A 15,204-nucleotide genomic window follows, 5' to 3' on the forward strand; every position below is an offset into this window, starting at 1 on the left:
CTTGGGAAGTTGCTCGGCGGAACCTTGGGGTTCGTATTCGGCGGACCACTGGGGATGGTCGCGGGCATCGCCTTCGGCCATCTGTTCGACAAGGCGGACGAGTTCGAGCATACCAGCCGGCCGGCTTCCCGGGTGCAGGGCACCCACGAAACCACCCAGATGATGTTCTTCGTCGGCGCGTTCTCCATGGTGGCGCGTGTCGCCCAGGCGGACGGCGAGGTGACGATGAGCGAACGGCAGGCCATCGAACGGTTCATCGACGAGCGGCTGGGCATGGGGCCGAGCGAGCATGCCGCGGCGATGCGGGTGTTCGACGCCGCGCTCTCCGGAGGCGGAACGTTCGACCAGTTCGCCGCCCAGTTCTATGAGAACTTCTCTTCGTCTTCCGGACTGTTGCAGCTGATGATCGAGTTCTTCTACCAGGTGGCTGCGGCCGATGGGGCGATCAACACCAGCGAAGACGCCCTGATCCGCAGGGTAGCCCAGCTGTTCCATCTTCCTGACTATGTGGTGGATGCCATCCGCCGCCGTTACGGCGGTGCGAGTGCCGATGAGCACGCCTATTCCGTCCTGAACCTGTCTCCTTCCGCGACGGATGAAGAGGTGAAGAAGGCGTACCGGAAGATGTGCATCGAGTTCCATCCGGATACGCTCGCCTCCAAAGGAATGGGGGAGGAATTCCAGAAAGCCGCTGAGGAGAAATTCCAGGAAATCCAGCAGGCGTATGAGACGATCAAGAAGGATCGAGGGATGAAAGCGTAAAATGGAATATTGTTCCATTCTTGCATTTTCCCTGAAACCATGATAGGTTAATAACAGCAAACCGAAGGAGTTGCATATGGACTTTACACAGAAGTTTTCATTGAAAGGAAAGATTGCATGGGTCACCGGTGCGTCATACGGCATCGGGTTTGCCATCGCCACCGCCTTCTCTCAGGCCGGTGCTACGATTGTATTCAACGATCTCAACCAGGAGAAAGTGGATAAAGGGCTTGCTTCCTACAAGGCTGAGGGTATCGACGCCCACGGGTATGTGTGCAACGTGACGGATGAGGATGACGTGAAGGCTACGGTGGAGAAGATCACCAAGGAAGTCGGCGTCATCGATATTCTGGTCAACAACGCAGGCATCATCAAGAGGATCCCGATGCTGGAGATGAGCGCCGCTGATTTCCGCGCCGTGATCGATGTCGATCTCAACGCGCCGTTCATCGTCAGCAAGGCGGTGCTTCCCGGCATGATCGCCAAGGGGCATGGAAAGATCATCAACATCTGCTCCATGATGAGCGAGCTTGGCCGTGAGACGGTCAGTGCCTACGCCGCAGCCAAGGGTGGCTTGAAGATGCTGACCCGGAACATCTGTTCCGAGTACGGCGACAAGAACATCCAGTGCAACGGCATCGGACCTGGTTACATCGCCACTCCGCAGACCGCGCCGCTTCGCGAGCGCCAGCCGGATGGTTCCCGCCATCCGTTTGATGCGTTCATCGTCGCCAAGACCCCGGCCGGCAGATGGGGCACTCCGGAGGATCTGAAAGGACCCGCCGTGTTCCTGGCCTCTGAGGCTTCCGACTTCGTCAACGGACACATCCTGTACGTCGACGGCGGTATTCTCGCCTACATCGGCAAGCAGCCTTCATGATCGAAGACGCAGAGAAAGCGAAAGCGCTGGTTTCGGCCAGCGCTTTTTTTATTGTCTTAGAACTTGATCCTTCCCCTGAGTGACCTGGCAAGGGTGATCCGGTCGGCGTACTCCAGGTCCCCTCCGATGGGGATGCCGCTGGCAAGCCGGGAGACGGAAAGGTTCGGCTTGTCCTTCAGCACCTGCCGGATGTACAGGGCGGTGGTGTCACCTTCCTCGGTGGGGTTGGTGGCGATGATCACCTCCCGGATGATGCCTTCATCGATCCGTTTGACCAGCTTGGGGAAGTTCAGTTTCTCCGGTCCGATGCCATCCAATGGGCTGATGGCTCCTCCCAGCACGAAGTACAGGCCGTTGTACGCTCCGCTGTTCTGGATGGTCACCACATCCTGCGGTTGCTCGACGATGCACAGCTGGGTGCGGTCCCGGTTGGGATCGCTGCAGATCGGGCAGGGGTCGGTTTCCGTATAGGCGCCACAGATGGAGCAGGGGAACACCTTCTCCTGGATGGTGGCGATCTCATCGGCGAGGATACGGTTGAACTCCTTGTCGCTTTTGATCAGAAAGTAGGCGATCCGCTGGGCGCTTTTCGGCCCGATGCCAGGAAGCCGGGAGAGCTGTTTGGCCAGGTTCTCCAGATCGGTCATTGGTCCATTCCCATGAACATGCTGGATCCTTTCGCCTTGAGAAGATCCTGCACTTTGGTGATGGCGTCGTTGCTCGCCGCTGCGAACAGCACTTCCAGCGTATGGGTGTTGTCCGCCGTCATCAGGGACGGGTCGATCTTCACTTCATACACGTTGCCCAGTCCGTTGACCGTCACCTGCACCATGCCCGCTCCGGCCGTGCCGGTGGCGGTGGTGTTCTTCACCGTATCCTGGAGCTGTTGCATCTTGCTCTGCCACGCTCCCATGTTGTTCAGCAAATCAAATGGATTCGTCATGGTTTTCCTCGTAGGAACGTTTGGTCACCACATCTCCGCGGAACAGGTCCACGATGTGGGAGATGACGGGGTCCCCGTCGGCCGTCATCTGGGGTTTCTTCGCCTCTTCCTTCTGTTTGATGGCGAAATGGATCGGGCCGGCGTAGCCGGTGACCGCCTTGATGGCTTCCGCCAGCGCCTTCCGGTTGGCCTGTGCCTGGTCGACGGTGAACGCGTCGGCGAACTGCAAGGTCAGCCCATCCGCATCAGATATCTCTTTGATCTCCCGCGCCAACGTCGACGCGATGGGGTCGGTCTCCAGCTGTTTCTCCAGCGCGGGGATGTCAGCCACGGTTGGTTGGTGGGGCTCCATGGGAGCAGGTTGCACCGGCGCCGGGGGCGCCACAGGTTGCGGGGCAGGTGCTTGCACAGGCTCCGGCTGGGGCTGTGCTGCGGGCGGCGCGCTTTGGATCTTTGTCTGGGGAGGAACGGCAGCGGCGTCATCCGGAGCGGGTACGCTTGGCATCGGCGTCATTTTTCCGCTGGTCAGGTCGTTCTGCAGTTGGGTGAGCCGCTGGACCAGCACCGTCGATGAGACCAGGTACGGCAGGGACGCCAGCTTGGAAAGGACGATCTCCAGTTCAAAACGGGGGTTGAGGGAGTAGCGGATGTCCCGGTAGGTGGAAAGCAGCAACTCCACCGCGCCCTGGAGCTGTTCGGTGGTGTAGGCGTTTTGCATCTTCGCCGGGATGGCGTCGGCCTGCATACCCAGGATGTCCTCGTCGGTGATCCCCTGTTTCAGCAACAGCAGCGTCCGGTAATACTCGGTGAAATCCTTCAGGCATTGTTCGACGGAAACACCGCTCTTCAGGAGGTCCTGGACGCTGAGAATGGCCCCTTTGCGGTCGTTTTCCAGAAGGGAAGAGACGATGGCGTTGATCTGGCTGGTGCCGACCAGCCCCAGTTTGTCCCGGATGCCCTCCATGGTGATGTGGGTTCCGGAGAACGAGGCGACCTGGTCGAACAACGTGTAGGCGTCCCGCATCGAGCCGGTGGACTCTTTTGCGATCCAGAAGAGCGCGTCATCATCCGCCTGGATGGACAGATCGTCCGCGGCGCTCTTCAGGCACCGCTTGATCGTCTCCAGGTCGATCAACTGGAAGTGGAACTGCTGGCAGCGGCTGCGGATCGTCGCCGGAACCTTCTGTGGTTCGGTGGTGGCGAAGATGAACACGATGTACGGTGGCGGTTCCTCGATGGTCTTCAGAAGCGCGTTGAACGCGCTGATGGAGAGCATGTGGACCTCGTCGATGATGTAGATCTTGTACCGGCTGGACTGCGGCGGGAACATCACCTCGTCCTTGATCTGCCGGATGTCGTTGACGCTGGTGTTGGACGCGCCGTCGATCTCAATGACGTCCACGCTGTTGCCCGCTGCGATCTCCTTGCAATGGGTGCAGACGCCGCAGGGGTGGGCCGTCGGGCCGTGGTCGCAGTTCAGCGCTTTGGCAAGGATCCTCGCCGAGGTGGTTTTGCCCACGCCGCGGGGGCCGGAAAACAGATACGCATGGGCGATGCGCCCTTGTTCGATGGCGTTGGTGATGGTGGATACGACAAACTCCTGCCCGACCAGACTGTCAAAACCCTGGGGACGTTTTCGTGTCGCGGTTACTTCATATGCCATCGGGTGCTCCTCCCATCGGAGTATACCACGAACCGGAGGATCTCTGGTAGGCTTTGCGGGATACAAAAAGACCCAGCCAACAAATCACCCGTATCTCATGCATCATCCACTTACCGTTGCTACCTTCCGGTCCTGGCGGGGTTGGGTGGCGGTGCATAGCACAGAATCTGCTGGCTGGGAGATTAAAACGGAGAGGGGGAGATTCGAACTCCCGGAGCCATTGCTGACTCATACCCCTTCCAAGGGTACACCTTCGACCACTCGGACACCTCTCCAGGTCGATACACTACAAGCGTCACCATCAAACGGGAAACCGAGAAATCGGAGAGAGGGGGATTCGAACCCCCGGTACCGAAAAACGATACAATGGATTTCGAGTCCATCTCCTTCGACCACTCGGACATCTCTCCAAGGTGACACGCTTCATTGAGGCTGAAAGGATTCGAACCTTCGACAACCAGTTCCGCAAACTGATGCTCTATCCAGCTGAGCTACAACCTCATTGTAAAAAAACCAAAAACACAAAGACGGAGAAGGGGGGATTCGAACCCCCGGACCCGTTACCAGGTCAACTCCTTAGCAGGGAGCCCGATTCGACCGCTCTCGCACCTCTCCAAGGAATACTATTCGACCAGCGGCAATTACCGGAGAGAGAGGGATTCGAACCCCCGGAGACTTGCGCCTCGACAGTTTTCAAAACTGCTTCCTTCGACCACTCGGACATCTCTCCAAAATTGGAAATTGCAAAAGAACACAGATATCTTTCAGGCCGATTACCACCAGTCGGGTTTCCAATATAGTAACCTACCCCCCTTTTGTCAACCACTCACACCACAGCTCTGCCAACCTGCGACCGGTTGGGAAGCAAGCAGCAAAAGCGTCGGCGCTTCCGTGTTCGCCCAGGAGGAAAGAGAGGTGAGATACCGCCGCTGTTCGTCCGGGGAAAGGCCCTTCAAGGGATCATCCAGCACCAGGCTGGGAGGATTGGCCGCGATGGCCTTGGCAAGCAAAACAAACGCCTCTTCCCCGGGGGTGAGCGTCTCCGTGGCCTTGGAAGCCAAAGCATAACATCCCAGTCGCCGGAGAGCCAGTTCTGCCGCTTCCTTGAGCGGTGAGACCGCCTGGGACACGGTGAAACCTTTGGGGAGCATGTGTTCCGTTACTGGCACGCCATGTTGCAGGAACTGCGTGCGAAGGGATTCCCTGGCCTGCTCGGTGGAATACCGGAACAAGGCCTGCTCCCCAGCCATCAGGTGGAACGAAACCGGATGGGGAATATCCGGTACCTGGAGCGGACCAAGGGAAAGAGGCTGTCCATGGTTCAGGCCTGCCTTGCGGCGAAGCAGCAGATAGGCGTCCTTGACGTCCATCGCATCGGTGATCATCCCCTCGGTGGCACATTGGATCCGTTCGGTACGCCTCTGGTAGGTCACCGTTTTCCCATGCACCTGGTACAGCCGGAGCGCCCCGTCGCTGATCAGATCCACGGCGATCTCCCCCAGACCGAGATACAGGCAGAGCGCGGCGGCCGCCTTGCCCTGGATGGTGTCGTGGATGGACAAGGTCTGGGGATCGAGCTGGTGGCGGGAAATGAAACGCTCCAGTTCAAAGAGGGGAAGCAGCCAATGTCCCTGGCTGCTCCAGACCATGCCACCTTCCTGCCATGCGGAAAGCGTTATTCCCGAGGGATTGGGATCGCGGAAGGATGGGGTGTTCATCCTTCGAACGCCTTGGCCGCGTCGGCCAGCGCCGTGGTGATGGGAAGGTGCTGGGGACAGGCCCGTTCGCACTGACGGCATCTGATGCATGCCGACGGACGTTCTTCCTCTTTGACGTTGTTCCGGAACCTTCGCATCAAGCCCGGGCTCATTCCGTACTGGGCCAGGTTGTTGTACAGGTTGAATACCAAAGGAATGTCAATCTTCTTCGGACAACCCGCCTTGCAGTACCCGCAGGCGGTGCAGGTGATGGCGATGGAATCCTTGATGATTTCCCGGGCTTTTTGGAGTGCCTGTTGTTCTTCCGCTCCCAGAAGGGGAAGGTCGGAACAGAGGGAGGTGTTCTCTTCTACCTGCTCCAGATCGCTCATGCCGGAGAGAATGGCGTGGACGCCGGAAAGCGAGGCGACGAACGCCAACGCCCACTGGACGTTGGACCACTGGGGATGGACGGCGCGGAGGATCGCCTCGGCCTTTTGGGGAATGGTGGCCAGGCATCCGCCCTTGATCGGCTCCATGATGATCACCTGCTTGCCATGGGAACGCGCCGTCTCGTAGCACGCCTCTGCCTGGACGGTGGCATCCTCCCAATCCATGTAGTTGATCTGCAGCTGCACGTATTCCACATCCGGTTGTTCGGTGAGGATCCGTTCCAACACATCCGCTTTGTCGTGGAACGAGAATCCGATGTGTCTTGCCTTTCCCTCGGTGCGGAGGGAGCGGAGGAAATCAAATCCTCCCAGGCGTTTGGCTTCCTCGTACCGGGACGCGTTCAACGCGTGGAGCCAGTAGTAATCGAAGAACGAGACGCCGCACCGCTGCAACTGTTCATGGAACAGCCTGGCGTAGTCTTCCGGGGATTTCACCAGCCAGACGGGCATCTTGTCCGTGATGGTGAACCGATCCCGGGGATGGCGCTTCACCACCGCTTCCCGGAACGCTTCCTCGCTTTTCCCGTTGTGATAGGGATAGGCCGTGTCAAAATAAGTGTACCCCTGCTGGAGGAACCGGTCGGCCATTCGGGAGAACAGTTCCAGGTCAATGCTGGTGGGATCCGAGGAATCCGTACAGGGAAGACGCATCAATCCAAATCCAAGGTTCGTTCGTGCCATGGACACCAGTGTACCACGGTTCACTTTTTCGGAAAAGAACGGTACGGTAGAGGCATGGCGTTTGATTTGTTCCATCCGATGAAAAAGCGAAAACAGAAGCCTGATCTTGTCCCGGACAGCGATGAGACCGTCCGGAAGATCAAAGACGTGGAGACGCTCAAGTCAGGCAAGCTCGCACGGCTTGCCATCCAGCTTGCCGGACACCTGGTCGAAACCTTCGGCCCCCGGCCTTCGTGCGGCCAGGCATGCCAGGACACGGCGGAGGCGTTGGAGAAGGAGTACCAGCCGTTCTGCGACGAAGTCCACGGCGAAGACGAAGAGCTGAAGCCAGAGGCGATGCATCTGCCTCTTCGGGTGCTTCCCTACCTGTATCCGGTACTGCTGGTCCTGCTCTGGGTCGGCCTTCCCCTGACGGCGACGTTGCTTTCCGTCGCCTTCGTGCTTTTGTCGTTTTCCCAATCGTTCCGCTATCGTCCCGTACTGGAGCGGTGGGTCAAACCCAAGAAAGGGCGCAACGTATGGGCGTCCATCAACCCATCCGGACCGGTCAGGCATACCATCATCTTTTCCGGACATCATGACAGCGCGCCGCTGACCCGTTTCTCCAAGGACGACAAGTGGCAGTACGCCAAGAGCGTGCTGCTCCCCGTCGGACTCTGCCTGCTTCTTGCCATCCAGGCGGTGGTTCAGACGCTCACCGAACTGTTTTCCGGCCGGATTCTCTCACTGAATCTTCCTCCCGCCGGGTTGATCATTCTCCTTGCCCTGCTCACCGCCGGTCTTCCGTTGGTCTTTCGCCTGCGGAAATTCTTCACCGGTGAGTTCTCCCCGGGAGCGGGGGACAACCTGGTCTCCAGTGCGCTTACCGTGGAGCTGGCCCGCTATGTTGACTGGAAGAAACGGTGTGGACAACCACTTTCCGCGACCCGGGTGGTCTTCGCCTCGTTCGATGGCGAGGAGGATGGCCTGTTGGGCAGCCGCGCCTGGTTTTTCCATCACAAGGATCTCCTGGAAGGGGACGTGGTGATGCTGAACTTCGACTGCCTGTACTATGCTGACCGCCTGATGTTCCTGGAGAAGGACATCAACGGACTGCAGCCGTTGTCCTCGAAGCTGGCCCGCCGGATGGTGGGGTTGGCCAAAGAGATGGGATATCCTGCCAAAAGCGGTTCCATTCCGTTCCTTGCCGGAGGTACCGATGCCGCTGAAGGCGCCCGGGCCGGCATCCAGGCTTGTACGCTGGTCGCCGTAGGCTGGGGGGATCGTTCCCACGCCGAGGTGTACCATACCAGTGAGGATACGGTGGACCACATCGAGGAGAAGGCGGTGGAGGAAGCGGTTTCGCTGGGCATCAAGCTGGTCGAACTGGTGGATGAGGACCGGCTGTTCTCTGAAGGGGAGGAGAAGAAAAAACCGGAGCCAGAGCCCCAGACGACGCCGACGCTCCGCTTCAAGCGTTCGGTGTGATCTCCACCGTCGCTTGTCCCCCGGTGGTGTCCGTGATGCGTTCCTGAAGCAATGCGGCCTGCGTGCGGGCAATGGTGCCGGTGATGGTCACATCGGTGGTGAATGCCGTGTCGGTGACGGTACCGCCGTATTCCTGGAGCAGCTTTTGGGCAAGGTCATACTGGCCGTAGGAAAGGACGATGCGGAAGGAGGCTTTCTCCACCAGCTCCTCCGTCTGGCACAGGGCGAGCACCGCCTTGGCCGCGTCTCCGTACGCCTGGACCAAACCTCCGGTTCCCAGGAGGGTTCCTCCGAAATACCGGACGACCAGCACGCAGATATCGGTGATCCCCGAGCCTTTGACCACTTCCAGCACCGGGCGTCCTGCGGTGTTTTTCGGTTCCCGGTCGTCGCTGGAGGAGAACAGCGTCCCCGCTTTGCCGATCACCGCGGCATGGACTACGTGGGTGGCGTCGGCATACTGGGTCTTGGTTTCGGCGACCAATCGCTTGGCCTCTTCCAAGGACGGACAGCGCCGCGCGATGGCGATGAACCGGGAACGTTTCACTTCGATGGATGTGGAAGGTTCATTGGTCAGGATCCGCATGGCGCCACCTGTGGTTGAAGAAGTTTTCCTGGTCGGAAGGAATGCACGAGCAGATCGCCCGGGACGCTTCGTCCAGCCGGGCCATCTCGGAAGGAAGCAGGGAGAGGATGGATGCGGCGAGGTCGGCATCCAGCTGGGCTTTGGTGCGGGCCCCCAGGACCAGTTGGTCGAATCCTTGGGCAAGGCTCCACGCGATGGCCACCTGGGAAGGGGAGACCCCCTTTTCCTGGGCGATGGTGCGGAGCGTGTCGGTCAACGCGTGGAACGCGTCAGGGTGCTGATAGCAGTACAGGCGATCCCTGCCGTCCCTCGGCATCTGGTCATGATTTCCGCTGAGAGTCCCCAGCGCCAGCGGACTGTATCCGGAAAGCAGCATGCCATGGGCGGCACAGTACGCTTTCAGCTGGGGGATGTCCCGGTTCCACAGCAGGTTGCAGGGAACCTGCACCCAGCGGATGGGAAGGTCGGAGAGTTCTTCCAGTTGGGAAAGAGGCATGTTGGATACCCCGATGGCCCGTACGTTGCTCTGTTGTGCCATCGTCTCCAGGATCTCCCGTTGTCCTTGGATGGGATAGTGGAGGTACCAGAGATCCAGATAGGTGGTGCACAGTCGTGACAAGGTCGCTTCCAGATGCCGGCCGTTGGTTGTTTTGGACGCGATCCACAGTTCCTCCCGTTTGAGGGGGAATCGTTTCAGTTGTTGTCCGAGAAGCTGTTCGCTGCGTCCGGCTCCATAGGAAGGAGCCGCGTCGAAGGCGCGGATGCCGCTGCGCACGGCGTCATGCACCGTCTTGATGGAAGCGGCGCGATCTTGGTCTTCCCAAAATCCGAAGCCGCCTCCGAACTCCCATGTCCCCAGCGCAAGCTCAGTCGCCATCGGTGATGACCAGGCGATGGTCCAGCATGGTCTGTCCGTCGAAGATGAACGAGCCGAGGAAGTGCTTGCCTTCCAATGCGGCTGGCAGCCACAACCGGTCGTCCTCCCACATCCGGTCAAACGGGAACGCTTCTTTCTTGATCCAGAACGGACGGGTCTCGTCGCATTCCTTCAACGTTCCCTGGTAGGAGTTGGCGAAGAACACGTAGGCGCGTTCGGCCATGCCGTCCTTGAATTGGAACCGGAGCTCTCCCCGGAGGGAAAGATCACCGATCTCCAGGCCTGTTTCTTCCTTTGTCTCACGGATGGCCGCTTCCACCGCCGTCTCCGCTTCCTCGATGTGCCCGCCCGGCGCGTTGATCAACCCGGTGCCAAGGCCCTGTTTTTTTTCGATCATCAGGACGTTGTCCTGGTCGAACAGGTAGGTGATGACGCATTTGTCCGTCGGTTCCCAGCTGTCCCAGTCCATCTCGTCCACCGTGTCGGGGATGACGGTGGTTTTGGGGGTGATCCCTTTTTCCGCCGCTTCCTTTTCCTTGCGCTTCGCCGCTTCTTCCGGGTGCGCCTTGTCCCAGCAGTCCTGGCAGAGGTTGTCGTCATGGCCGATGATGTGGTTCCAGTCCAGCTTGGCGTGGCATTGGACGCAGTGCAGGCGGAACGGCCAGACACGGCGTCGGAAGATGACGGCGATCAGGACGCACAGGCCAAGAACGCCCCAGGCGATGGAGTGGTTCCATTCCCGGGAGATGATGGTCACCATACCGATTTCCATCAACAGCATCAGGGAACAAATCCAGATGGTGGCGATGCGTTTCTTGTTGGAATTGGGGATCTTCCGCTGGCTGAGGTTGAGGAACAGGATGAGGATCAAGCCCCATGTGTAGTTTGATTCGATGGATTCAAGGATCATACCCGTAGCCTAGTGTGCCATTCCCCGTCCCGTCAAGCACTTGGCGGACGGCAAGAAATTCATTGCTTGACTCCTTGATTTGGGGTAAGCTGAAGGAAGAACAGCAAAGGGGGAAACGCAGGATGGAATCCATCGCAAGCTACATTGATCATACGATCCTCAGCGAGGACGCCACACAGGAACGTGTCGAACGCGTGTGTCTGGAGGCGATCACCTATCGGTTCGCTTCCGTCTGTGTGAACGGTTGCTGGGTGCCGTTGTGTGCGCGGCTGCTTTCCGGCAGTGGAGTGAAGGTGTGCTGTGTGGTGGGGTTCCCGCTGGGCGCCATGTCCACCAAAGCCAAAGTATTTGAAGCCAAACAGGCGATTACGGATGGCGCGGATGAAATTGACATGGTGATGAACATCGGCTGGCTGAAAGGCCATGACGATGGCTTGGTCCAGGACGAGGTGGCCGCGGTGAAGATGGCCTGCCGGGGGCGGACGCTGAAGGTGATCATCGAGGCCTGCCTGCTTACCGAAGAAGAGAAAGTCAGAGCGTGCCGGCTTGCCAAGAGCGCCGGCGCTGATTTTGTGAAGACCTCCACCGGCTTTTCAAAGGGCGGGGCGACGGTCGCCGACGTCAAGCTGATGCGAAAGACCGTTGGACCGGAATGCGGCGTCAAGGCCGCCGGAGGCATCCACACCTACGCCGAGGCGATGGCGATGATTGAGGCGGGAGCCAACCGGATCGGCGCCTCCTCCGGGGTGGAGATCGTCAAGGAGCAGCATGCCGCGCATTGAGGAACGTCCCCAAGGGGCCGATTTCCTCAAAAGCCTTGGGTTTCCGACGGTGGACGTCCATGAGACGTTCTCCCATTTTGATTTCACCACGCCCGGGCGGCGGGTGCTGGTCATCGGCCCGATGGGCAGCGGAAAATCTGAGTACGCCGCCCGTCTGTGGCGGGACGCCGAGGTGGCACGCCGTAAAAGCGGGGCGGTCAAGGTGTTGACCTCCACCGGTTCGCTTGACCGGCGCAATATCTTTTATCTCAGGAGTGATCTTGATTCCGCGCGGTTCCCTGATTATCCGGCGGACGCGCTGGCGTACCGCGGCGGGTATGTCCGCTGCGGAGACCATATGGCGCACATCCACGATTCGTTCGATCTGGAGCGGGTCATCGCTTCCCACCCGGAGGTGGGGACGTACATCATCGACGAAGCGTCGTTCTTTGATGAGCGGATCGCCTACGTGGTGCGGGGCGCCAGCCTGTCCACCGGAGCGATGTTCATCTTCCCCACGTTGATCCTCAACTTCCGCAGGGACATCTTCAACGCCACCGCCCGTCTGATGCTGGACATCGCCACGGATGTCATTCCGCTTTCCGCCTATTGCGAGCATCCCGATTGCATGCGGGATGGCTTCTACACCTACCGCTACTACACGGTGGACGGCAGGGAATGCCCCGCCCTGTATTTCGATCCCTTGATCGTTGTCGGCGGGGATGTGGAGAAACAGAGCGCCACCGAGCCGAACTACGCCGCCCGCTGTGACAAGCATCACTATCTTCCTGGCAAGGAATATACCTTCCTTACGCTGAAGCCGCTGGGCTTGGACGCTTCCAAAGGAAATCTGAAGCCGCTGGAGAAGGAACTTGCCGCCCTGCAGGGGGACAAAACGCGTTCCATCCTGTACGCTTCTTTGGAAAAACAGTACGGGAAGCTTCCGGACGGCCAGGTGTATCTGGATGCGGTGCGGCCCCAGCACATCGCCGAGAAGGCGCTGGCCTACCTGTTTTGCGAGCAGAACCTCATCGCCGAAGATCTGATGCGGCGCATCGTCACCGACCTTTCCCTGGACACCACCTATCTTTCCAAGACCCTCTCGGACAACCGCAGACCGGTCTCGTTTGAGCAGATGATGCTGCTGTAGACGGAAAAAGTCAAAAACTCCACTACAAAAGAACGATGGAACCCCTCACTATTAGGAAAGTGAGGCAAGGGTTTTTGTCAGTGTGTCCGGATTGAGGTTTTCCAACAGGCAGGGAACGTCGATGTGTCGTTTTTCCAGTTCCGCATTGAACAGGTGCCAGTCCATGACGCCGGTTCCCGCCGTCAGGTCCCCGATCTTCGTTCCTTGTTCGGAGAGGATGAAGTCTTTCACGTGGATCGCTTTGATCCTGGGCCCGAAGGCATCCAGCGCTTCGGCGAAATACCGCTGTTGCGCTTCCCGGGACGGATGACGATGGAACGAGCCGTCCGATTCGGGAATTCCGGTGTATCCGACCAGATTGACCGGGTCGAACACCACGCCAAGGTGCGGAGTCGGGTAGCGGTCCAGCAGGTCGACCATCCGCTGGATGGAGCAGATGGTGTGGGCGTGGTTGACCGGCTCGATGCCGACGATGGCGTCATACCGCTCCGCTTGTTCCAGCAGGAACTCCAGGCTGGCGTGGAACCGGTCCAGGATTTCGGGTTCATAGGTGTCCGGGCTGTACGAACAGTCAGGATGGACGGATCCGGTTTCCGTGGCGACCAGGCGGCAGCCGAACTCCTTGGTGAAGCGGAGGTTGGTGGCGAAGTCAGCCAGCATCCGCTTGCGGACCTCGGCATCGGGATGGACGGGGTTGATGTACGAGCCGATGACGGCGATGGAAACCCCTTCCTTGGCCAGGTCGTCGTGGATGGCCTGGACATACTCCGGGGTGTACGCCGACGGGTCCTTTGCCGTGGCGATGACTTTTTTCATCGCCAGCTGGATGGTGACGGGATGTTGGAAAGAAGCGGCTCTTTGGGCCAGTTCTTGTACGGTAGTGAATTTGCCCAGATCGTGGGCGCGGAATCCGATGTGCATCATGGCCTGCAGTGTAGCGCGATGTACCAGGTTTCTCAAGGAGCATGTGATGCGAACGTATGATGTGAAACGGGATTTCCAAGCCTTCGGAGACGGGGCGCATGATGATTCAGCGGCCCTGTCCGCCGCGCTTTCGGCGCTGTCTTCCGGAGATACGTTGTCCATTCCCGCCGGGGTCTACCTTACCGGGCCGCTTACCGTGGATACCGACCGGATCACCATCGTGCTTGAAGCGCACAGCTCCCTCCGCTTTCTCGATGACCCCACCCGGTATGAGCCGGTCAAGACCCGGTGGGAAGGGGTCCGTTGTTGGGCGATGCATCCCTGCTTGTGGATCACCGAAAGCAAAGATGTGGTGATCAAAGGGGAGGGGACGTTGGATGGCAACGGCGCATGGTGGTGGACCCAGGCGGGGGAGAAGAAACACCAGCAGGGACCAGTGACGGATTTGGAGCGGAAATTCGCCGCGTTGAACCCTGGGTTTCTCACCCAGCCGGGGGGTGGCGGCGGTCGGTCAAGCCAGTTCCTCCGACCCCCGCTTCTGCAGATCCACCACAGCCAAAATGTGACTATCCAGGGGATCACACTGCGCAACAGTCCGTTCTGGACGCTCCATCCCGTCTTTTCCCAGAAGATCACCATCCGGGATCTGACCATCGAGAATCCCAATGACGCCCCGAACACCGATGGCATCGACATCGACTCCTGCCAGCAGGTGACGGTCACCGGTTGCACGGTGACGGTGGGGGATGACGGCATTGCCGTGAAGAGCGGCATCGGCGAGGATGCCTTGGCCGTCGGCATACCGACGACGGATGTGGATGTCAGGGATTGCGTGGTGCGTTTCGCCCATGGAGGTGCCGTGATCGGCAGTGAGACCGGCGGAGGCATCCATCATATCTCGTTCGCCAACTGCCGCTTCGATGGCACGGACCGGGGGGTGCGCGTCAAAACCCGCAGGGGGCGTGCCGGAGACATCTCCGATCTTTCCTTCACTGACATCACCGTCCATGGGGCGCTCTGCCCGCTGACCATCAACATGTACTACATGTGCGGCGCCACCGATCATTCGCTGTTTTCCTTGGATGCCCAGCCGGTGGGGGTGACTACCCCGCACATCCACGATGTGACCATCAAACGGCTCCAATCCGATGGCATCCGCTCGATGGCGGCGTTCATCGTCGGACTTCCAGAGCGACCGGTGGAACGTCTGGTGCTGGAGGAGTGCTCGTTCGCGTTGGCGGATGATGGCTTGGAGCCGGTGGCGCAGAGCGAGATGTACCAGGGGCTTCCGGACAATCCGTCACGAGGAATACGGCTACGGAACGTCAGTGTCCGGCTCTCTGCTGTCAGCGGTTGCCCGGTGGAGAAGGAAACCGGGGTGACGGAACTCAAAACAACGTAAGAAAACAAAACGTGCCGGACAGTTGCCCGGCACGCTCAACACGAAAAGA

15 protein-coding genes, 5 tRNA genes and 1 other RNA gene are annotated in these 15,204 nt (G+C 59.4%); 6 read left to right on the forward strand and 15 right to left on the reverse strand.

Going from position 1 to position 15,204, the window contains the following annotated elements; all coding sequences use genetic code 11:
- Nucleotides 1–24 precede the first annotated feature (24 nt).
- Together LKE28_03240 and LKE28_03245 are read left to right on the forward strand one after the other, a co-directional pair.
- On the forward strand, nt 25–762 hold the full coding sequence (locus LKE28_03240; GenBank protein MCH3907273.1) for a TerB family tellurite resistance protein: 738 nt from the start codon (nt 25–27) through the stop codon (nt 760–762).
- Between the two features lie 76 nt (nt 763–838).
- Nucleotides 839–1,642, forward strand: coding sequence for a gluconate 5-dehydrogenase (locus LKE28_03245; GenBank protein MCH3907274.1), 804 nt, complete (start codon nt 839–841; stop codon nt 1,640–1,642).
- A 56-nt stretch (nt 1,643–1,698) separates the two neighbouring features.
- On the opposite strand, the gene recR is transcribed toward LKE28_03245, so the two are convergent.
- The 11 genes from recR to LKE28_03300 all read right to left on the reverse strand — a co-directional run bounded on the left by recR (nt 1,699) and on the right by LKE28_03300 (nt 7,078).
- A complete protein-coding gene (gene recR, locus LKE28_03250) occupies nt 1,699–2,289 on the reverse strand; it encodes a recombination mediator RecR (GenBank protein ID MCH3907275.1) in 591 nt (196 codons plus the stop codon).
- A complete protein-coding gene (locus tag LKE28_03255; protein ID MCH3907276.1) occupies nt 2,286–2,585 on the reverse strand; it encodes a YbaB/EbfC family nucleoid-associated protein in 300 nt (99 codons plus the stop codon). The genes recR and LKE28_03255 overlap by 4 nt, the downstream gene beginning before the upstream one ends.
- Nucleotides 2,569–4,248: a DNA polymerase III subunit gamma/tau gene (gene dnaX, locus LKE28_03260; protein ID MCH3907277.1), complete on the reverse strand. Its 1,680-nt coding sequence runs from the start codon at nt 4,246–4,248 to the stop codon at nt 2,569–2,571. The genes LKE28_03255 and dnaX overlap by 17 nt, the downstream gene beginning before the upstream one ends.
- 74 nt (nt 4,249–4,322) lie before the next feature.
- Nucleotides 4,323–4,421, reverse strand: an RNA gene (gene ffs, locus LKE28_03265) — signal recognition particle sRNA small type.
- A 15-nt stretch (nt 4,422–4,436) separates the two neighbouring features.
- Nucleotides 4,437–4,523 (reverse strand) — tRNA-Ser (locus LKE28_03270).
- A 47-nt stretch (nt 4,524–4,570) separates the two neighbouring features.
- A tRNA-Ser gene (locus LKE28_03275) sits at nt 4,571–4,658 on the reverse strand.
- A 17-nt stretch (nt 4,659–4,675) separates the two neighbouring features.
- Nucleotides 4,676–4,749: transfer RNA gene (locus LKE28_03280), tRNA-Arg, on the reverse strand.
- Between the two features lie 27 nt (nt 4,750–4,776).
- A tRNA-Ser gene (locus LKE28_03285) sits at nt 4,777–4,863 on the reverse strand.
- A 30-nt stretch (nt 4,864–4,893) separates the two neighbouring features.
- Nucleotides 4,894–4,978, reverse strand: a tRNA-Ser gene (locus tag LKE28_03290).
- Between the two features lie 88 nt (nt 4,979–5,066).
- A complete protein-coding gene (locus tag LKE28_03295) occupies nt 5,067–5,966 on the reverse strand; it encodes a DUF1893 domain-containing protein (protein ID MCH3907278.1) in 900 nt (299 codons plus the stop codon).
- Entirely contained in the window at nt 5,963–7,078 is a 1,116-nt protein-coding gene (locus LKE28_03300) for an aldo/keto reductase (GenBank protein MCH3907279.1), read from the reverse strand. Before LKE28_03300 ends, LKE28_03295 begins: the two co-directional genes overlap by 4 nt.
- A gap of 54 nt (nt 7,079–7,132) precedes the next feature.
- On the opposite strand from LKE28_03300, the gene LKE28_03305 reads away from it, so the two are divergent.
- Entirely contained in the window at nt 7,133–8,545 is a 1,413-nt protein-coding gene (locus LKE28_03305) for a M28 family metallopeptidase (GenBank protein MCH3907280.1), read from the forward strand.
- Here LKE28_03305 and LKE28_03310 read toward each other — a convergent pair.
- Genes LKE28_03310 through LKE28_03320 form a run of 3 tightly spaced genes read right to left on the reverse strand, consistent with a single transcriptional unit; the run spans nt 8,529 to nt 10,918 of the window.
- Entirely contained in the window at nt 8,529–9,131 is a 603-nt protein-coding gene (locus LKE28_03310) for a YigZ family protein (protein MCH3907281.1), read from the reverse strand. The genes LKE28_03305 and LKE28_03310 overlap by 17 nt on opposite strands.
- On the reverse strand, nt 9,112–10,008 hold the full coding sequence (locus tag LKE28_03315; protein MCH3907282.1) for an aldo/keto reductase: 897 nt from the start codon (nt 10,006–10,008) through the stop codon (nt 9,112–9,114). Before LKE28_03315 ends, LKE28_03310 begins: the two co-directional genes overlap by 20 nt.
- Complete coding sequence (locus LKE28_03320) at nt 9,998–10,918, reverse strand: NUDIX domain-containing protein (GenBank protein MCH3907283.1); 921 nt, start codon at nt 10,916–10,918, stop codon at nt 9,998–10,000. The genes LKE28_03315 and LKE28_03320 overlap by 11 nt, the downstream gene beginning before the upstream one ends.
- Nucleotides 10,919–11,040: 122 nt before the next feature.
- On the opposite strand from LKE28_03320, the gene deoC reads away from it, so the two are divergent.
- Both deoC and LKE28_03330 read left to right on the forward strand, forming a co-directional pair.
- On the forward strand, nt 11,041–11,700 hold the full coding sequence (gene deoC, locus LKE28_03325; protein MCH3907284.1) for a deoxyribose-phosphate aldolase: 660 nt from the start codon (nt 11,041–11,043) through the stop codon (nt 11,698–11,700).
- A complete protein-coding gene (locus LKE28_03330) occupies nt 11,687–12,829 on the forward strand; it encodes a thymidine kinase (GenBank protein MCH3907285.1) in 1,143 nt (380 codons plus the stop codon). Before deoC ends, LKE28_03330 begins: the two co-directional genes overlap by 14 nt.
- 51 nt (nt 12,830–12,880) lie before the next feature.
- Here the strand turns inward: LKE28_03330 and LKE28_03335 are convergent, their stop codons facing one another.
- The gene (locus LKE28_03335) at nt 12,881–13,753 is read right to left on the reverse strand and encodes a sugar phosphate isomerase/epimerase (protein ID MCH3907286.1); all 873 of its coding nucleotides are present in this window, start codon (nt 13,751–13,753) and stop codon (nt 12,881–12,883) included.
- A gap of 46 nt (nt 13,754–13,799) precedes the next feature.
- On the opposite strand from LKE28_03335, the gene LKE28_03340 reads away from it, so the two are divergent.
- Complete coding sequence (locus tag LKE28_03340) at nt 13,800–15,155, forward strand: glycosyl hydrolase family 28 protein (protein MCH3907287.1); 1,356 nt, start codon at nt 13,800–13,802, stop codon at nt 15,153–15,155.
- Nucleotides 15,156–15,204 lie beyond the last annotated feature (49 nt).

Source organism: Sphaerochaeta sp. (assembly GCA_022482495.1).
Classification (GTDB): Bacteria; Spirochaetota; Spirochaetia; order Sphaerochaetales; family Sphaerochaetaceae; genus RUG023.

Coding starts and splice junctions, on each gene's coding strand:
- dnaX (MCH3907277.1), bottom strand. CDS start 4,248: ATGGCATATGAAGTAACCGCGACACGAAAACGTCCCCAGGGTTTTGAC.
- LKE28_03245 (MCH3907274.1), top strand. CDS start 839: ATGGACTTTACACAGAAGTTTTCATTGAAAGGAAAGATTGCATGGGTC.
- recR (MCH3907275.1), bottom strand. CDS start 2,289: ATGACCGATCTGGAGAACCTGGCCAAACAGCTCTCCCGGCTTCCTGGC.
- LKE28_03315 (MCH3907282.1), bottom strand. CDS start 10,008: ATGGCGACTGAGCTTGCGCTGGGGACATGGGAGTTCGGAGGCGGCTTC.
- LKE28_03305 (MCH3907280.1), top strand. CDS start 7,133: ATGGCGTTTGATTTGTTCCATCCGATGAAAAAGCGAAAACAGAAGCCT.
- LKE28_03320 (MCH3907283.1), bottom strand. CDS start 10,918: ATGATCCTTGAATCCATCGAATCAAACTACACATGGGGCTTGATCCTC.
- LKE28_03310 (MCH3907281.1), bottom strand. CDS start 9,131: ATGCGGATCCTGACCAATGAACCTTCCACATCCATCGAAGTGAAACGT.
- LKE28_03335 (MCH3907286.1), bottom strand. CDS start 13,753: ATGATGCACATCGGATTCCGCGCCCACGATCTGGGCAAATTCACTACC.
- LKE28_03300 (MCH3907279.1), bottom strand. CDS start 7,078: ATGGCACGAACGAACCTTGGATTTGGATTGATGCGTCTTCCCTGTACG.
- deoC (MCH3907284.1), top strand. CDS start 11,041: ATGGAATCCATCGCAAGCTACATTGATCATACGATCCTCAGCGAGGAC.
- LKE28_03255 (MCH3907276.1), bottom strand. CDS start 2,585: ATGACGAATCCATTTGATTTGCTGAACAACATGGGAGCGTGGCAGAGC.
- LKE28_03295 (MCH3907278.1), bottom strand. CDS start 5,966: ATGAACACCCCATCCTTCCGCGATCCCAATCCCTCGGGAATAACGCTT.
- LKE28_03330 (MCH3907285.1), top strand. CDS start 11,687: ATGCCGCGCATTGAGGAACGTCCCCAAGGGGCCGATTTCCTCAAAAGC.
- LKE28_03340 (MCH3907287.1), top strand. CDS start 13,800: ATGCGAACGTATGATGTGAAACGGGATTTCCAAGCCTTCGGAGACGGG.